We start from the raw sequence: 15,443 nt of genomic DNA on the forward strand, positions 1-15,443 counted from the left end.
TGACAGGATCGAGCGACTGACCAGAACCGCAACCGCGCTCGGGTCGGGTCGTATGGACTATTCCGACGGTGAGGACGAACTGGAAGCGGTCGCGGACGAGCTCGACCGGCTGCTGAACACGCGTGAGCGCGGCGGGCGCGAAAAATCCGCGGGCCTGGAACACCGGCGTGAACGGCCGGAAGAGCGGCCGGAACCTCGCCGCAGCCGCCGGGCCGAAGCGCCCCGCACCAAGGCGCGCCCGAGTGCACATCAGACTGCCCAACCGGTCCACCGTCTGGACGATGTGCTGGGAGCGCTGGAACGCCTGGATCGGCAGGTTCAGGGTCTGGCCGGCGATGCCGACCATGAAGACGGCTATGACGACGGTTACGAGCGCGATATCGAGGAGCGTTATCAGGGCGCCCGTCAGGCTGCCTATGAGCCGGACGATTTCGATGACATGGAACCGGAAGACTATGACGAGCGTCCGCGCCGCCAGCCACGCAGACGGTCCCGCCGCCGGTCTCCTGATCCGGCGATCCATATCTACCGGGACCTCGGCCGCCGGATCGAAGCCCTGCGCCAGCCGCAGGAAGAGGCCTATGGCCGGGTCCGTGAGGAACTGGGCTCCCTGAAGGATGCGCTCGGCGGCTATTCCCGCGGCACCCATGAGCGGGTCGGCAAGCAGAATGCCGAACTGCGCCGTCTGGCCGACATGGTGGAGCGTCTGCGCGTCGACCGTGACGACGACCTTCTGGCGAAGGACATCCGCAAGGAAATTGCCGATCTGAAGGCCATGGTGTCCCGGACGAACGTGGAAGGTTCCCTGCAGACGCTCGAGCATGGCTATGCCCATATTCTGCAGCGCCTTGACGAATTGTCCCGCGCGACGGTAGACCCGCGCGCCCTGCGCACTCTGGCTTCCCGGCTGAACGAAATCGAGGATGCTTTCGCCGCCCTGCCGCGCAGCGAACATATCCTCGTACTTCAGGACCGGATCGGCGACATTTCCGAACGCATGGAAGTGCTGCTTCAGCGCAAGAACCATGCGGATATCGAACCCCCTGCGCACCGAGTTGCTGGAAGTTCGCCAGTTCATCGAGCAGATCGACATCAAGGGCCTGGTCGAAGGCATCGACGACCGCATGCGCTTCGTCTCCAATCGCCTGGACGACCTGGAGCAGCTCGCGCGCGAACAAATGGGGCTGGACAATCGCCTGAGCGCCATGGAAGAGCGCATGCCGGCACCTGAAACCCTGAGCCGCCTGCAGGGCCGGCTTGAGGAAATCGTCGGCATGATCTCCGACGACCGGGCTATGAGCGATGCCAGCATCGACATCGACCGGGTCGACAACCGGCTCGATGAAATCGTCGGTCGCCTGGAGCGGATGGAACAGGCCGGTCCGGCACCGGCGGATGACGGCGCCTATTCCGCCATTGCCGACCGGCTCGATACCATCACCGGCAAGATCGAGGCGATCGAGCAAAAGGCCAGCAATCCGGCCCCGGTGCTTGATGCGTCCGCGTCCGGCGGCAGCAGTATCGACACGCAAGTCCTGTCGCAATTGCAGGCGCGGCTGAACATTCTGTCCGAGCAGCTGGAACAGCCGAGGGAAACCGTTACGACCTCGGATCTGGACAAATTGCGCGCGGAAATCGGCGCGATGCGGGAGAGCGTTGCCGCCCCCGCTTCCTCCGAAGCCTTGGAACAACGCATCAACGATCTGGCGCAGGCGATCCAGCAGGGCAGCACCGCTCTCGACGAGAGCCGTCTGGAACAGCTGGGTGCGAAGGTTGCGGCCCTTGCCGAACAGCTGGAAACCTCGTCGAACCGCAACAGCGACATGTCGGATGTGGCTACCGCGCTGGCACGGATCGAAAGCGGTCTTCAGGAAACCCGGCGCGATGTCGTCGACATCGCGCAAAAGGCGGCCCGCGAAGCCGTCACCGGCGCGCCCGCGGCCCGGTCTGCCGATTATGACGATGCGATCGAGGGTCTCCAAGGCGATCTGAAGCGGCTTCTGGATGCCGCTGAAGGCTCCGACGAGCGTACCCGCAACACCTTCGACGGGGTTCAGGCTGTCCTCAGCTCCCTGACCGAGCGCCTGGAAAGCCTGGAACGCTCCGGGGATGCAACCGGCCGGTCGCCTGGCTCGTTCCTGGCCTCAAAGGCCGGCCGTGCTGCTGCCGAAGACACGAGCACTCGCACCACCGTGGATGCCTCCAAAGAGCGTCCGTCAGACCGCGTCCGCGACCGCAAGGCGGATTTCATCGCCGCAGCCCGCCGGGCCGCTCATGCGGCATCGGAAGAAGCCGCGCAGCTGAAGGCGGAAAGCGCGATGGCTGCGCCGTCCGTGGAGAAGGACGAGGATCGCAGCGAGGCGCGGGTCGGTTGGCTGAAAGGCGCCCTCAAGCGCGGCCGGAAGAAGCAGGATCCCGCGGAAGAAGTTGCAGCTGTTGCCGAGAAAGCGGAAGAAACCGCCAAATCCGCTCAGCCGAGCGACGATCCGGGACACGTATTGCCGGGTGATCGTCCGGCGCCGGAAGAACCGCAGCCGTCCAGCGGCGGCCGACGCCGCGCCCTGCTGTTTGCAGCCGCCGCCGTTGTTCTGGCAATCGGCACCCTGCAGGTGTTCAAGATGGCGATGGCTCCCGGGGCCGGCGACAAACAGGTTGCCGCGACGACCGAAGCGCCCGCACCGCAGGTGACGGCAGCCAAGGCGCCTGAGGTCAAGACACCCGGGGTCAAGTCTCAAGAGGCCGACGCACCGACACCCGCGTCCGCGAAAACCGCCGGAATGCCGGACAAGAATGTCGAGGCGCCGCCACGCATGGCCGGGGCCGACGCGGCTGCTGGAGCGGCTGGGATGCCGAAGTCCGGTGCGGATAATATGGAAGCGATGGCTGACGGTCCCGCAGACGACAAGCCCGCGCCTGTCCGGGCTGCGACCGATGCGCCGCAAACACCGACACAGGCGGCCTCCGCGCTCGCAGCCGCCCCGACGACGACCCCCGCCGAAGGCGGACAGGAACTGGCCTTTGCGCCGCCGGCAGGTGTGAACAGCAGCTTCGGCGGCGAAAAGGTCCAGCCGGAAACGACGTTCGAACCGGGTAAGGCCGGCACCAAGGCCGAGACCCATCAGGCGAGCCTGGTGGCCAGCCTGCCCCCGGAAGCGGTCGGCCCCATGGCCCTGCGCAGCGCGGCGGCAAGCGGAAACGCGGCAGCCGAATTCCTGGTCGGTGTGAAATACACCGAGGGCGACGGCATCCCCGCTGATCTGGCCGAAGCGGCGAAATGGTATCAGAAGGCAGCCGTTCAGGGGCTGGCTCCGGCCCAGTATCGTCTGGCGAGCCTTTACGAGAAAGGCCGCGGCGTTACGAAGGACCTCCAGAAGGCGAAGGACTGGTATCTGAAGGCGGCGGAAGCCGGCAACGCCAAGGCCATGCACAATCTCGCCGTGCTTTATGCGGAAGGCGCCGACGGCGCGCCGGACTTTACCCAGGCCGCAAAGTGGTTCGAGAGCGCCGCCATTTACGGGATCAAGGACAGCTTGTTCAATCTCGGGATCCTCTATGCCCGTGGTCTCGGGGTGGAGAAGGATCTGACCCAGAGCTACAAGTGGTTCGCGATTGCAGCCGAGCAGGGCGATCAGGATGCGGCCAAGAAACGCGACGGTGTCGCCAATTCCCTAGATCAGGAAGGCCTGGCGAAAGCCCGGCTGGCGGTCGAGAACTTCAAGCTCAAGACGCCGGAGCCTGCGGCCAACAAGGTCGTGACCGATCCGGAATGGGCGGATGCAGGCATCGGGGCGACCAACGCATCGGTCGGCGGTTCGGATCGTATTGATTACACCGCGATGGTGCGTAAGGCGCAGACCCAGCTCAACCAGCTCGGCTTCGATACGGGCACGCCCGATGGCGAGATGGGGCCGAGAACCCGCAGTGCGGTAAAGGCCTTCCAGCGAAGCCTCGGGCTCAAGGAAACCGGGGTCATTGACGCGGATTTGATCAAGGAACTGGACAGCCAGTCGATTTAGTTAAGTCAAATCGGCGATGAACAAGTTTCACCGGTTGACAGATCTTCAGGGGACGGTCTTAAACCGGGTGTGAAATCACCAGTAGCGCAAGCCGTTGCGCTGCGATGAACTCCGGCAGCCTATCGTGCAACTTTATCTGCCCATCGCCGAAATACCGGTCAATATCTTTGTCATATTCGGCATGGGCGGCGCCGTGGGTTTCCTGTCGGGCCTGTTCGGGATCGGCGGCGGGTTTCTGCTGACGCCGTTGCTGATCTTTTCCGGCATCCCCCCGGCCGTGTCGGTCGCAACTGTCACGACCCAGGTCGTCGCCTCCTCCGCCTCCGCGGTCATCAGCTATTGGCGGCGCAAGGCCATCGATTTCAAACTGGCGATCATGCTTCTGATCGGCGGTGTCACCGGATCGTCCCTCGGCGTCATGCTGTTCGACCTGCTGCAGTCCCTCGGCCAGCTCGATCTCGTGATCTCGCTGTCCTATGTGACCTTCCTGGGCACCATCGGCGGCCTGATGCTGTTTGAATCGATCCGCGCCATCCGCCGGCGCAAGACCGGGGCGAAGGTCACGGCGCGCCGTCCGGGCCAGCACAACTGGATCCACGGCCTGCCGTTCAAGATGCGGTTCCGCCAGTCCAAGCTCTATGTCAGCGTGATCCCGGTTCTGGGCCTCGGCGGCATTATCGGCTTCCTGGGTACGGTTCTCGGCATCGGCGGCGGCTTCATGATGGTGCCGGCGCTGATCTACCTCTTGCGCGTGCCGACCTCGGTGGTTATCGGCACGTCCCTGTTCCAGATCCTGTTCACCATGTCGTCGGCCACGGTCCTGCACGCCGTCAGCACCCAGACCGTGGACATTGTGTTGGCCCTGACACTGATGATCGGCGGCGTGATCGGCGCCCAGTTCGGAGCCCGCATGGGGCAGAACCTGCGCGGCGACCAACTGCGCCTGCTACTGGCCCTGCTGGTGCTCGGCGTAGGACTGCGCTTCGCCATCGATCTGCTGCTGACGCCGAAAGACCTCTACTCCATCGCGATCATAACGGGGGCAGGGTCATGATCCGCTATCTTGCCCTCATGGTCGCGGCCTTCCTTGCCGGCTTTGGTTCCGGTAAGGCGCTTCATGCGGAGGAACTGGTCACCGCGCTCTCCTCGGACCTGGTGTCCATCCAGTCCAATTTTACCGGGACGGACATCGTCATTTTCGGGCAGGTGGCGCGCGATGTGAACAGTATCAGCCGGAGCGGGGACTACGATCTGGTCATCATCGTCGAGGGGCCGCCGCAGGAAGTCACCACGCGGCGCAAGGGTCGCTTCCTGGGTGTCTGGGTCAACCGCTACTACGAGACCTTTGAAGACGTGCCTTCGTTTTATGCGCTGGTCAGCACGGTGAAGGTGAGCGAGCTCGGATCGCGGGAGCTGCTGGACAAACACCGGATCGGGCTCAATCACCTGAACCTCGCGATTGCCCGCAGATCTTCCGTGCCTCTCTCGGAGCGCGACGATTTCCGCCAGGCCTTCTTGCGTCTACGCCAGCAGCAGGGGCTCTTCTCCGAACGACCCGGAGAGATCGAGTTCCTGACCAGCACCATGTTCCGGACCAATGTCCCCCTGCCGGCAAACATTCCAGTGGGAACCTACAAGGTCAAAAGTTTCCTGCTGCATCAGGGAAGCCTGCTGTCGAAAACGGAAGCCCAATTGCACGTCGCGAAGACAGGCTTCGAGCAGGTGACCTTCAATCTGGCGCAGAAGATGCCGATTGCCTACGGCCTGCTGGCCGTCTTCCTGGCGATTTTTACCGGCTGGCTCGCCAGCGTCATCTTCAAGAAGGACTGACGGTCCCGTAGGCGCCTTTCAGCCAGAGATCGGTCAGGAAGTCCGCGACCGCTTCGGGATCGCCCGCGAAATGCGCCAGCGCCGGAGCCTTGCGCAGGTGGATCTGGGTCAGGAACTCGTCGACCATACCGCCGAGCGCATAGGCGACGGGCAGGGCCTCTTCCGGCTTGGTCGCTTCTCCGTTGTCTGACATGTGGCGCGCGATCGCCATGGCCGTCCGCTCGTACCAGGACCGGTTCAATTCCTGATAGGAACGCGCGAAGGCCGTGCTCTCACTGCCCATGTCGAACAGGCATTTCATCAGCGCGGCATTGTAGGCGAAGAGCCGCGCATAGACGAGGCTGGTTCCCCACACCCGTTCCCGTGATCCCGGTTCCCCTCCGCGCTGGGTGGAGAGCGTCGCCCTGAGATAAAGGGCAAACTCCTCGATCAGGGCATCCGTCGCCGCGCGGATATCGTCGAAATAGCGGTAAAAGGTGCCATGGGCCACATCCGCAGCAGCGGTCACGGCGGCGACTTTCAGCTCGCGCCGGTCGATGCCGTCAGCCAGATGATCGGCGAGACTGGCAAGCAGCCGGCTCCGTGTCCGCTCGGTCTTCCGCTTTGCCTCCCGTGCCCGGATCATCAGAACGGCCGAAAAACGAAGGTCGTTTTCGGCCGACAGCGGGTTTTTGGCAGTCCTGGCCTGCATGGTGTCTGTGCCTCCTTCTTCTCCACAACCGCCCGGATGAGCTGTGTGCGATTGGGTAATCCGATTTTCCTCAAATTTGGTGTCATCAACTCTGTTTTGCGAGTCCGTCTCTGAGTTTTGCATTTAGGATGACGATGATCTTTCGCATGACGGCGGATATGGCGACGATCGGTTTCTTACCGTTTTCGACCAGGCGTTGATAGAACTGACGTAAAGGTCCCTTAGCGCGGCTAGCGGCCAGGGCTGCCATGAACAGGGCGGTTCGGACATTCGCCCGCCCGCCGCGCATTTTCCTGTAGCCTTTGAGCGTTCCGCTGTCTCTTGGGTGCGGGGCCACACCGGCCAGGGAGGCGGCCTGCCTGCGGGTGAGGGTTCCCAACTCCGGCATGGTTGCGGCCAGGGCCACGGCCGTGCGCGGCCCGACACCGGGCAAAGATAGACAGATTTGGACCCTCCGCTTGAGGGACTGACAGCAGTCGATCAGTGCGTCGATCTCTTGATCGATACGTTCCAGAGCTCGGGCAAGGCTTCGCAACAAGACCCTGCAGGAGGCCTGGATCACGTCCTCTCCTGGGGCTTTGAGACGGTTGGTCTCCGCCACCTTGAGGTCGATGAGATCCTGACGCCTGGCCACCAAGGCGGTCAGTCTTTTCTGCTCAGCCTGGACGGGAGCGAACAGGGGCAGCGATGCCCACCGCTCCTGGCCGTAGCGAGCCAGCGCCCTGGCATCGATGGCATCGGTCTTGGCAAGCGTGCCGTAGGAGCGCGAAAAGGCTTTGACTTTCAATGTATCGGCCCGGTGACAGGCAATGCCGGCAGCCGTCAGCGCGTCGATAAGCCAGGCCTCGTGACCTCCGGTCGGCTCACAGACCGCCAGGCTGTCGGGCTCGAGGCGGGCAATCAGTTTACGCAAGGAGCTTCGGTTGTTGTCGACCGTGTTCACCTTGCCGGCTGCACTGTCGAACACGGTGATCGTGTCCTTGGCAACATCGAAGCCAACAACACGCACAGGAGCTTGCTGCAAAACCGCCATGACGATGGTATCCTCTGCATGCTTCGGATTGTTTGCGGGCGTGGTTCAGGCCAGAGGCCCAATCAACTCTCCAAGCGGGAAAAGGAAGCGACAGGGAACCTTGATGACTACGGGTGAAAGCCCGATCCCAGCACGGTCGCCTGTCACTGGTCTCCCGGAATTCCGCTCCGGGAGACCAATCCCATCATAACATCGCTCAAAACAAACAATCCCAGCGAAGGCTGGGATCCAGTAAACTCTTGAGTTTCCAATCTTTTCCAATCGCCAACCACACGGGGTACTAGATCCCGGTCTTGCCGCTATAGCGTCAAACCGGGATGACAAGCAGAGAGTCCAACGCCTGTTCTCGGATCAAGCGTCTTAGTCTCCTTGTGTCGGAAGATATTGACACAAATCCGATACTATGGAAATGAAAATGATATCAGTATCATTTTTGGAGACGGTGATGCTCTACCACCGCGCCGATTTCGCAGACCTTTCCGAATTGGCCGCCCACCGGCAGCGCCTGTGGGAGACCCAAAGGGCCTATGTCATCGCCCGGTCCGATCTCCATCGCCGGGCGTGGGGAACCCATCGTCCGCCGGAAAAGCTGGAGGCCCTGCCGGACCTGCCGCTGGTCGACAAGGAGATGCTGCGCACCAGCCAGCGCGACCATCCGCCCTTCGGCGATTATCTGGCAGCAGAGCCGGCAGACATCGCCCGTGTGCATCGGACCTCCGGCACGACCGGAACGGCCATGAACCTGGTCCTGTCGACGCAGGACGCCCATGAGACGGCCGTCGTCGGGGGCAGGGCGCAGGCCGCAAGCGGCCTTGTCCCCGGACATCGCGTCGTCCATTGCCTGAACTACCGCATGTGGATGGGCGGGCTGACCGACCACATGACGCTGGAGGCGACAGGGGCCGCGGTCGTGCCCTTCGGCGTCGGCGATACGCGACTTTTGATCCGCACCATCCAGGAACTGGGCATAACGGCGATCTCCTGCACGCCCTCCTATCCGGCGGTGCTGGAGCGGGTGATCGAAGAGGAGTTCCCCGGCCTGAAACCACGAGACCTCGGCCTGAGGCTCGGGCTGTTCGGCGGGGAGGCCGGGCTCGATAATGCCGATTTCCGCCGCCGTATGGAGGAGACCTGGGGTTTCAAGGTCCGCAACGCCAATTACGGCGTCACCGATGTCTTCTGCAATTTCGCCGGCCAGACGGACGAGAGCAACGACCTGCACTTCGTGGCACTCGACGTTCTCCACCCCGAACTGATCGACCCGGAAACGGCCGCCGTCCTGCCCTGGCAGGAGGGCGAGCGGGGCGAACTGGTCCTGACCCACATGCGCCGCCACTGCCAGCCGCTGGTCCGCTTCCGCACCGGCGACATCATCGAGCTGACCGGAACGGGCAAGGCGCCCTGCGGCCGCACCGCGCCGCGTTTCCGCGTGGTCGGCCGGGCCGACGACATGGTCGTCATCCGCGGCATCAACGCCTTCCCGACCCAGGTGGCGGCGACCATCAACCAGTTCGAGGATCTCTCCGGCGAATACCGCATCGTGCTGCCCGGTCCGGGCCCCTATGACGTCCTGCCGGTGGAAGCCGAGTTTGCCGCAGGAGCCGCGAGCGACGAAGGCCTGGCCGCAGAGGTGGAAACCCGCCTCAAGCGCGACATCGGCATCACCGCGAAGGTCACCATCGTGCCCTTCAACACCCTGCCGCGCACCGATGGAAAAACCAGAAGAATCATAAGGACAGACAAAGCATGACCGGAACCGTTCTCACCGAAGACCTGGGCGACGGCGTCCGCAAGATTTCCCTCAACCGGCCCGAGCGCCTCAACGCCATCGTGCCGGAGCTGCTGGACGATCTGGTGGAGGCGCTGAACGAAACCGACAAGGACGACAAGGTCGGCGCTATCGTCCTGACCGGCGAGGGAAGGGCGTTCTGCTCCGGCGACGACCTGAAGGACTTCGAAGACCAGGTTTCCGACGACGCAGGCACGACCGCCTACGTGGAACGCATCCAGGACGTCACCCGCGCCATGCTCCTTGGCAACACGCCCGTGGTCGGCGCCATCCGCGGCTGGGCCGTCGGCGGCGGCCTGGAATGGGTGATCAACTGCGACTTCGCCATTGCCGCTGAGGGCACCCGCTTCTTCTTCCCTGAAATCTCCTGGGGCCTCTTCGTCACCGGCGGCGTCACCGAACTCCTGCCCCGCCTCGTCGGCCTCCAGCGCGCCCGCGACATGATCCTGTTCGGCGAGCGCTTCGATGCCAGGCAGGCCCACGAGTGGGGCATGATCCGGGAGGTTGTGCCTGAAGAAGACCTCCTGGAAAAATCCACCACCCTCGCCAAACGCCTCGCCGCCCTCCCAAAGGGCCCGGTCCAGGACCTCCGCCGCATCCTCACCCGCCCCGGCGGCGCAAGCCTGGAAATGGCCATGGCGCTGGAAACGGAAGCGACGGTGAAGGGCTTTCTGGACCCGGAAACGGCGAGGCGGATCAAGGGGTTCGGATAGAGCGTTGCTGGAGAGCGGGGAGCCTGAATGCACACTCCCTGATTGTGTCTTCTGTCCTATGCGGATAGTCTTTTGCCATGTCTCGAAACTGGCGACTGACCGACCTCAATCTCCACAAAAAGATCCCGCAGATCAGCCCCGTCGCTGTCGTCCTTGTAGGATTTATCGCGGTCGGGATTGGTCTTCTTTCGCTTCGCAGCGGATTTGGTCCTGCAAATTATTCTGCGGCTGAAGGCACGGTGCTCTCGTGGTCAAGAAACCTGGATGAAACCGGGTCTCCTGTTATTTGGGTTTTCCTGCAACTGGACACCGGCGAGCGGGTCACCGCGACGGCGCAGGCCAGCGGCCGGGCGCCTTTGGTGGGCGAAACGCTCTCGCCCACCAAAAAGACCACGTCTTCCGGCAGAACGATTTATCTCTGGGATTCCAACACCCCGTTTAGCCGTGACGGTGGGACCGGTTAGGGCAGCTCGCCGCTTCGTACCGTGGATGTGGCCGATCGCCCCCTACAGCCCCATCCCCTTCAGTTCCTGCAGCGGCGGGATGGTTTCGTACATGTGCGGGTCGAGCCGGTCCCAGATGATGCCGCAGGTGGGTTTGTGCGGGGAGTCCACGGTCAGGGTGCGGGTGGGCGTGAAGATGACGTCGACGACCGTGTCGTAGACATCCGGGGTGAGGTCTTCCTCCAGAACCTGGCAGTCATGCACCACCGCGGCCGACGGGGTATCGGTGGTGACCCGGCCGAGCTGGTAGAGCATGCCCCATTCTGCGTCGAAGAAGCCATGGCCCTTGCCGAAGCGGATGCCCTTGGTGTTGATGGCCCCGGTCCCGGTGACCATGTAGTCGACCGTCGGCATGGCGGCGATGTCCTTGAGCGTCAGCGGTTTGCCCACATGCTCCATGCCGTCCAGCGTGGAGGCATAGAGATAAAGCTCCGGGTCGATTTCCGCCGGGTCGAGCAGCCAGAAGCCGCGCTTGATGGAATAGGTCGTCATCAGCACGGTCTTGCCGTCCTGCAGCGCGCGCAGGCGCAGGCGGTCGAGGCAATTGTCCGGTGTGATGAAGATGTAACTGGAATCGCGGTAATAGGGGTGGTCGACCAGCCGTTCTACGGCCGCTTCGCCGCCCTGGAAATCGGCGATGAATTCGCCGAAGTCGAAGTGAAACCGGCTGTCCGGCACGGCGACCTTGCGCAACTCGCTCCAGACGCGTTCGCGAACCGAGATCTTGTGGTCCACAATATCCATGGTGAAACTCCCTGATTGGCTTATTGCGCGGGCGCCATGCCGCGTCTGGAAAGGACGCGCCGCTCGATGACGATGACGCATTGATAGAAGAGGACGGACACCAGCACGGAGACGACGGCGACGGCCCAGATCATGCCGTAGTCCAGATAGCCGCGTGACTGGTTCAACAGGTTGCCGAGCCCGGTGCCGGTGGCGAGCCATTCGGCGATCATGACGCCGAGCAGCGCACGCGGAACGGCAAGCCGTGTCGCGGCAAAGAGATAGGGCAGCGAGGCCGGTATCGAGACGAAACGCAGCTGCTTCAAAGGACCGGCGCCATAGGCCTTGGGCACCTCGAGGGCCGCGCGCGGCACCAGGGAAAGCCCCTGCGCCATGGTCACGAAGGCGGGGAAGAAGGTCACCGAGACCGTGATCCACAGGATCACCGACGGACCGCGGCCGAGCATCAGCACAAGCAGCGGTGTCAGCGCCACCAGCGGCATGGTCTGGGTCACCAGGGCAACCGGCATGAAACCGCGTATGATCGCAGGAAAGAGCACGGACCCGAGGGCAAGCGCGAAGGCGAAAGCAAGGCCGAGCGCCATGCCGGCAATCGTCATCGGCAGCGTCTGGGCGAGGGCGGCGAGAAGCTTCGCCTGGCTTGCCGCGCTGTTGGGCGCAAGGAACAGGTAGTCGAACAGGGCCGCCGGCGTCTTGGCGATCATGGCCGGCGTGCCCATGGCATAAAGCAGCAACCACCACAGCAGGAAGGGCAGGGCGACGGAGGCCAGGACGAGACCTGCCTCATGCAGCCGGTTGGCGTCCTTTACCGCCGCCGGCGGACTGGCCGGAACGGTGACGGCCTTGGATGCGCCGGTCAGACGTGCCGCGAGCACGGAAAAGAGCGCATAGGCCAGTCCGGCAATCAGGGTGGCTGAAAGGCCGATGCCCCACAGCCGGTCCGGTTCGCCGCGGCCGAGCGAGCCGATCAGGTAAACCCCCAGGCCATAGCGCCCGCCGCCGCCGAATTCGGCCAGGATGGCGCCGAGCACCGCATTTGGCGCGGCGATCCTGAGGCCTGCGAGAATGGACGGCAGTGCGCTTCGGAACTGGGCATAGCGCAGGATCTGCCAGCGCCCGCCGCCATAGGCCTTGACGATGTCGATCGCCCGGCCGTCGGTCTGGGTGATCCCGGTGACGGTGGCACTCATGGTGACGAAATAACAGCCGACCGCCGCCAGGATGATGCGCGGCTCCATGCCGGAAAAGGTGATGACGAGGATCGGGGAAATGGCGATTGGCGGCAGGGCGAAGATAGCGACATTGATGCCGCGCGCCAGCCGGGCCGTGACCGGATAAAGGGCGAAGAGGACACCGGCGGCAACGGCCAGCAGGTTGCCGATCAGAAAGCCGGCGCCGGCGGCCTCGACCGTCGCCAGAATATGGGCCGGATAGTCCGCCCGGTCGGTCCACAGGCGGGAAAGCACGCTGGAAGGGGCGGGCAGGGCGCCGTCGGCCACCAGTTTCAGGCGTCCGATGATCTCCCACAGGGCGAACAGGATCAGCCAGTTGCGCAGGGTCGCGAGATGCGCGAACCGGGTGCCGGTTGCATTTGGTGCGGCTTTTGTGGAGCGGCCGGTCATGGCGTCAGTGGCCATCAAGGGCCTCCGCGATTTCCCTTTCCAGCTGGTGAAACTCGGGAAGGGAGAAAAGCTCCGGCCTGCGTGGACGGTCAAAGGGAATCTCGATGATCTTCCCGATGCGGCCCGGTCGGCTCTGCATGACCACGACCCGGTCGGCCAGGAAAATGGCCTCGTCGATGCCGTGGGTCACGAGCAGCGTCGTCGCCCGGCTTTCCATCCAGATGCGCTGCAGCTCGATGTTCATCTGGCGGCGCAGGATCTGGTCGAGCGCGCCGAAGGGCTCGTCCAGAAACAGGACCTGCGGTGTCGTGACCAGCGAGCGGGCGATCGCGGCGCGCTGGCGCATGCCGCCGGACAATTCGCCGGGGAGGGCCTTTTCAAACCCGGCAAGACCGACCAGCTCGATGAGATGCGTGACCTTTTCCTGAAATTCTGTCCGGTTGCGGTTCAGGACGTCGAGCGGCAGCATGATGTTGTCTTCCACCGTCCGCCAGGGCATCAGGGCGGCGTCCTGGAAGGCGACGCCGGTCATGCCGCTCTTCGCCGCCTGGAATGGCTTCATGCCGCCGATCTGGACTTCGCCTTCGTTGGGCGTGTCGAGACCGAGGGCGATCCTGAGCATGGTGGATTTGCCGCAGCCCGAAGGCCCGATCAGGGCCGTGAACGATCCGGCGGGACAGTCGAGGGAAACGTCGTCCAGCGCCTGGACGACAGCGCCGCGGCCCGCAAAGGACCGCGACACGTGAGTAATGGCAATGGACGCTTGCGCGCTCATCCGATCTCTTCCAGCACGGTGGTGTCGAAATACTCCCGCTTGGCGGCAATTCCGACCTCGGCGAGCGCCTTGATGTTGGCCTCGATCGCTTCCTCGCTCATGGAGAAAATGCCGCCGGGGGCTTCCATCAGCGGCTTCTGCGCGCCGTTGAAATAGATCTCGTTGTCGATCGAGCGGCCGGTGCCCTTGAACCAGCTGTCGGCGAACATCGGCGGATAGACGGTGGTGTCCTTGAAGTTCTCGTCCCAGCCCATGCGCGAGGCCTTGAGGAAGGCGACGAGGTCCTTGCGTTTTGTCTTCAGGGTTTCCTCGGTGACGACAACCGTGTCGTTGAAGATGGTGAAGCCGAAATCGTAAAGCAGGAAGGAGGTTGCTTCGGCGCCGGCCTGCTCGATCGTGTAGGGAACGTTCGTGGTGAAGTCGAGCGAGGCATCGATCTCGCCCTTGATCAGCGGCGTCGGATCGTAGGCGTAAGGCACGATGTTGACCTTCGACCGGTCGACGCCGGAAATCTTCAGCATGGCTTCCACGGAAATCACGTTGACCGGCGGCACGGCAAGGGTCTTGCCGATCAGGTCCTCAGGCGTCTTGATCGGGTTGGAGGCGAGCGAAACGATGCCGATCGGGTTCTTCTGGTATTGCGCGCCGATGATCTTGAAGGGTGCGCCCTGTTCGGATATCGCCTTGATGGTGGTGTCCGGCGTGGTCAGGGTCAGGTCCACCTTGCCGGCGATCAGCGTGCTTTCGGGAATGACGTCCGGGCCGCCGGAGAAATAGGTCAGGTCCAGGCCTGCGTCCGAATAGTAGCCCTTGTCCGCGGCAATGAAATAGCCGGTGAATTCGGCATCGTTGATCCAGGAAGCCTGGAAATTGAACGGGGTCGCGGCGCCGGCAAACCGGCTCATGGCGGGCAGGGCCGTGGTGGCGGCCATCAGGGACAGGAAGCGGCGTCTATCGAGGGCAATATTCATCTGGAAGTCTCCGTGGTTCGGGTAGGCGTCATGCAATGCCCCGCATGCGGGCAAGCTCCTGCAGCGGGGGGATTTCGGAAATCAGGTCTTTCGAGATCAGGTCCCAGCGGATGCCGCGCGGGCGGCGGGACTGGCGCTCGACATGGACGAGCCTTGTCGGGGTCGCGATCATGTCGATGGCGATATCGGTCTCGCTGACCATGATCTTCTCGTCGACCACCTGAACGTCGTGAACGATGGCAGCCACAGGCGTGGTTTCCTCCATCAGCCCGAGATCGGTGAACATGCCCCATTCCAGGTCGAAATAGAGGTGGCCCTTGCCGAAGCGGATGCCGTCGGTGGTGACGGCCGAGGCGCCGGTAGCTGCGAAGTCGAACCGTCCGAGCGCGGCAATCTCTTCCAGGCTGACCGGTCTTGCGAAATGCTCCATGCCGTCGAGCCAGGAGGCGTAAAGCGCAGCCCCCTCCGGCACCACGCCCGGTTCCAGGTACAGAAATCCGCGGCGGATGTTGTAGGTCGACATCACGAAGGGAATGCCGACCTCGATCATCTTCCGGCGCAGCCCGGTCATGGAGTTGTCCGGCGTGACGAAGGCCAGCTTGCTGTTCCGAAAAGCGTCCTGCGTGGCGATGCGGTCGGTCGCCTGATCGGAAGCTTCGAAATCCGGAATGACTTCGGAAAACTCCAGGTGAAGGCGCGTGTCGGCCTTGGCGACGTCTTTCAGTCGCTCCCAGATGCGTTGCCGGATAAGACGTG

14 protein-coding genes are annotated in these 15,443 nt (G+C 63.4%); 7 read left to right on the top strand and 7 right to left on the bottom strand.

Annotation, left to right across the window (positions count from 1 at the left end; all coding sequences use genetic code 11):
- Positions 1 to 52 precede the first annotated feature (52 nt).
- The 4 genes from ABIN98_RS07720 to ABIN98_RS07735 all read left to right on the top strand — a co-directional run bounded on the left by ABIN98_RS07720 (position 53) and on the right by ABIN98_RS07735 (position 5,846).
- Entirely contained in the window at positions 53 to 1,231 is a 1,179-nt protein-coding gene (locus ABIN98_RS07720; protein WP_346908890.1) for a hypothetical protein, read from the top strand.
- Positions 1,232 to 3,164: 1,933 nt separating this feature from the next.
- Positions 3,165 to 4,016: an SEL1-like repeat protein gene (locus ABIN98_RS07725; protein ID WP_346908914.1), complete on the top strand. Its 852-nt coding sequence runs from the start codon at positions 3,165 to 3,167 to the stop codon at positions 4,014 to 4,016.
- Positions 4,017 to 4,140: 124 nt separating this feature from the next.
- Positions 4,141 to 5,070: a sulfite exporter TauE/SafE family protein gene (locus tag ABIN98_RS07730; protein WP_346908892.1), complete on the top strand. Its 930-nt coding sequence runs from the start codon at positions 4,141 to 4,143 to the stop codon at positions 5,068 to 5,070.
- Positions 5,067 to 5,846: a TIGR02186 family protein gene (locus ABIN98_RS07735; protein WP_346908893.1), complete on the top strand. Its 780-nt coding sequence runs from the start codon at positions 5,067 to 5,069 to the stop codon at positions 5,844 to 5,846. The genes ABIN98_RS07730 and ABIN98_RS07735 overlap by 4 nt, the downstream gene beginning before the upstream one ends.
- On the opposite strand, the gene ABIN98_RS07740 is transcribed toward ABIN98_RS07735, so the two are convergent.
- Positions 5,833 to 6,537, bottom strand: a complete 705-nt coding sequence (locus ABIN98_RS07740) for a hypothetical protein (RefSeq protein WP_346908894.1) — start codon at positions 6,535 to 6,537, stop codon at positions 5,833 to 5,835. The genes ABIN98_RS07735 and ABIN98_RS07740 overlap by 14 nt on opposite strands.
- An 85-nt stretch (positions 6,538 to 6,622) precedes the next feature.
- Entirely contained in the window at positions 6,623 to 7,570 is a 948-nt protein-coding gene (locus ABIN98_RS07745; protein WP_346908896.1) for an IS110 family transposase, read from the bottom strand.
- Between the two features lie 445 nt (positions 7,571 to 8,015).
- Here ABIN98_RS07745 and ABIN98_RS07750 point away from each other — a divergent pair, with 445 nt between their 5' ends.
- The 3 genes from ABIN98_RS07750 (at position 8,016) to ABIN98_RS07760 (ending at position 10,536) form a co-directional block, all read left to right on the top strand.
- A complete protein-coding gene (locus ABIN98_RS07750) occupies positions 8,016 to 9,320 on the top strand; it encodes an AMP-binding protein (RefSeq protein WP_346908898.1) in 1,305 nt (434 codons plus the stop codon).
- A complete protein-coding gene (locus ABIN98_RS07755; RefSeq protein WP_346908900.1) occupies positions 9,317 to 10,072 on the top strand; it encodes an enoyl-CoA hydratase/isomerase family protein in 756 nt (251 codons plus the stop codon). Before ABIN98_RS07750 ends, ABIN98_RS07755 begins: the two co-directional genes overlap by 4 nt.
- A 77-nt stretch (positions 10,073 to 10,149) precedes the next feature.
- Positions 10,150 to 10,536 (top strand): hypothetical protein, encoded by a 387-nt coding sequence (locus ABIN98_RS07760; protein ID WP_346908902.1) that lies wholly within the window; start codon positions 10,150 to 10,152, stop codon positions 10,534 to 10,536.
- Between the two features lie 42 nt (positions 10,537 to 10,578).
- On the opposite strand, the gene ABIN98_RS07765 is transcribed toward ABIN98_RS07760, so the two are convergent.
- The 5 genes from ABIN98_RS07765 to ABIN98_RS07785 form a co-directional block, all read right to left on the bottom strand.
- Entirely contained in the window at positions 10,579 to 11,319 is a 741-nt protein-coding gene (locus ABIN98_RS07765; protein ID WP_346908904.1) for a 5-formyltetrahydrofolate cyclo-ligase, read from the bottom strand.
- A 20-nt stretch (positions 11,320 to 11,339) separates the two neighbouring features.
- Positions 11,340 to 12,956, bottom strand: coding sequence for an ABC transporter permease subunit (locus ABIN98_RS07770; protein WP_346908906.1), 1,617 nt, complete (start codon positions 12,954 to 12,956; stop codon positions 11,340 to 11,342).
- Positions 12,946 to 13,716, bottom strand: coding sequence for an ABC transporter ATP-binding protein (locus ABIN98_RS07775; protein ID WP_346908908.1), 771 nt, complete (start codon positions 13,714 to 13,716; stop codon positions 12,946 to 12,948). Before ABIN98_RS07775 ends, ABIN98_RS07770 begins: the two co-directional genes overlap by 11 nt.
- The gene (locus ABIN98_RS07780; RefSeq protein WP_346908910.1) at positions 13,713 to 14,687 is read right to left on the bottom strand and encodes an ABC transporter substrate-binding protein; all 975 of its coding nucleotides are present in this window, start codon (positions 14,685 to 14,687) and stop codon (positions 13,713 to 13,715) included. The genes ABIN98_RS07775 and ABIN98_RS07780 overlap by 4 nt, the downstream gene beginning before the upstream one ends.
- A 28-nt stretch (positions 14,688 to 14,715) precedes the next feature.
- Positions 14,716 to 15,443, bottom strand: a 728-nt coding sequence (locus ABIN98_RS07785) for a 5-formyltetrahydrofolate cyclo-ligase (RefSeq protein WP_346908912.1), incomplete at its 5' end; no start/stop codon positions are given.

The sequence above is a fragment of the uncultured Roseibium sp. genome (assembly GCF_963675095.2).
GTDB lineage: Bacteria > Pseudomonadota > Alphaproteobacteria > Rhizobiales > Stappiaceae > Roseibium.

Bases quoted from the DNA above. Each gene is read 5' to 3' on its own strand.
- ABIN98_RS07770 (WP_346908906.1), bottom strand. From the start codon at position 12,956: ATGGCCACTGACGCCATGACCGGCCGCTCCACAAAAGCCGCACCAAAT.
- ABIN98_RS07765 (WP_346908904.1), bottom strand. From the start codon at position 11,319: ATGGATATTGTGGACCACAAGATCTCGGTTCGCGAACGCGTCTGGAGC.
- ABIN98_RS07775 (WP_346908908.1), bottom strand. From the start codon at position 13,716: ATGAGCGCGCAAGCGTCCATTGCCATTACTCACGTGTCGCGGTCCTTT.
- ABIN98_RS07720 (WP_346908890.1), top strand. From the start codon at position 53: ATGGACTATTCCGACGGTGAGGACGAACTGGAAGCGGTCGCGGACGAG.
- ABIN98_RS07780 (WP_346908910.1), bottom strand. From the start codon at position 14,687: ATGAATATTGCCCTCGATAGACGCCGCTTCCTGTCCCTGATGGCCGCC.
- ABIN98_RS07750 (WP_346908898.1), top strand. From the start codon at position 8,016: ATGCTCTACCACCGCGCCGATTTCGCAGACCTTTCCGAATTGGCCGCC.
- ABIN98_RS07745 (WP_346908896.1), bottom strand. From the start codon at position 7,570: ATGGCGGTTTTGCAGCAAGCTCCTGTGCGTGTTGTTGGCTTCGATGTT.
- ABIN98_RS07740 (WP_346908894.1), bottom strand. From the start codon at position 6,537: ATGCAGGCCAGGACTGCCAAAAACCCGCTGTCGGCCGAAAACGACCTT.
- ABIN98_RS07760 (WP_346908902.1), top strand. From the start codon at position 10,150: ATGTCTCGAAACTGGCGACTGACCGACCTCAATCTCCACAAAAAGATC.
- ABIN98_RS07755 (WP_346908900.1), top strand. From the start codon at position 9,317: ATGACCGGAACCGTTCTCACCGAAGACCTGGGCGACGGCGTCCGCAAG.
- ABIN98_RS07735 (WP_346908893.1), top strand. From the start codon at position 5,067: ATGATCCGCTATCTTGCCCTCATGGTCGCGGCCTTCCTTGCCGGCTTT.
- ABIN98_RS07725 (WP_346908914.1), top strand. From the start codon at position 3,165: ATGGCCCTGCGCAGCGCGGCGGCAAGCGGAAACGCGGCAGCCGAATTC.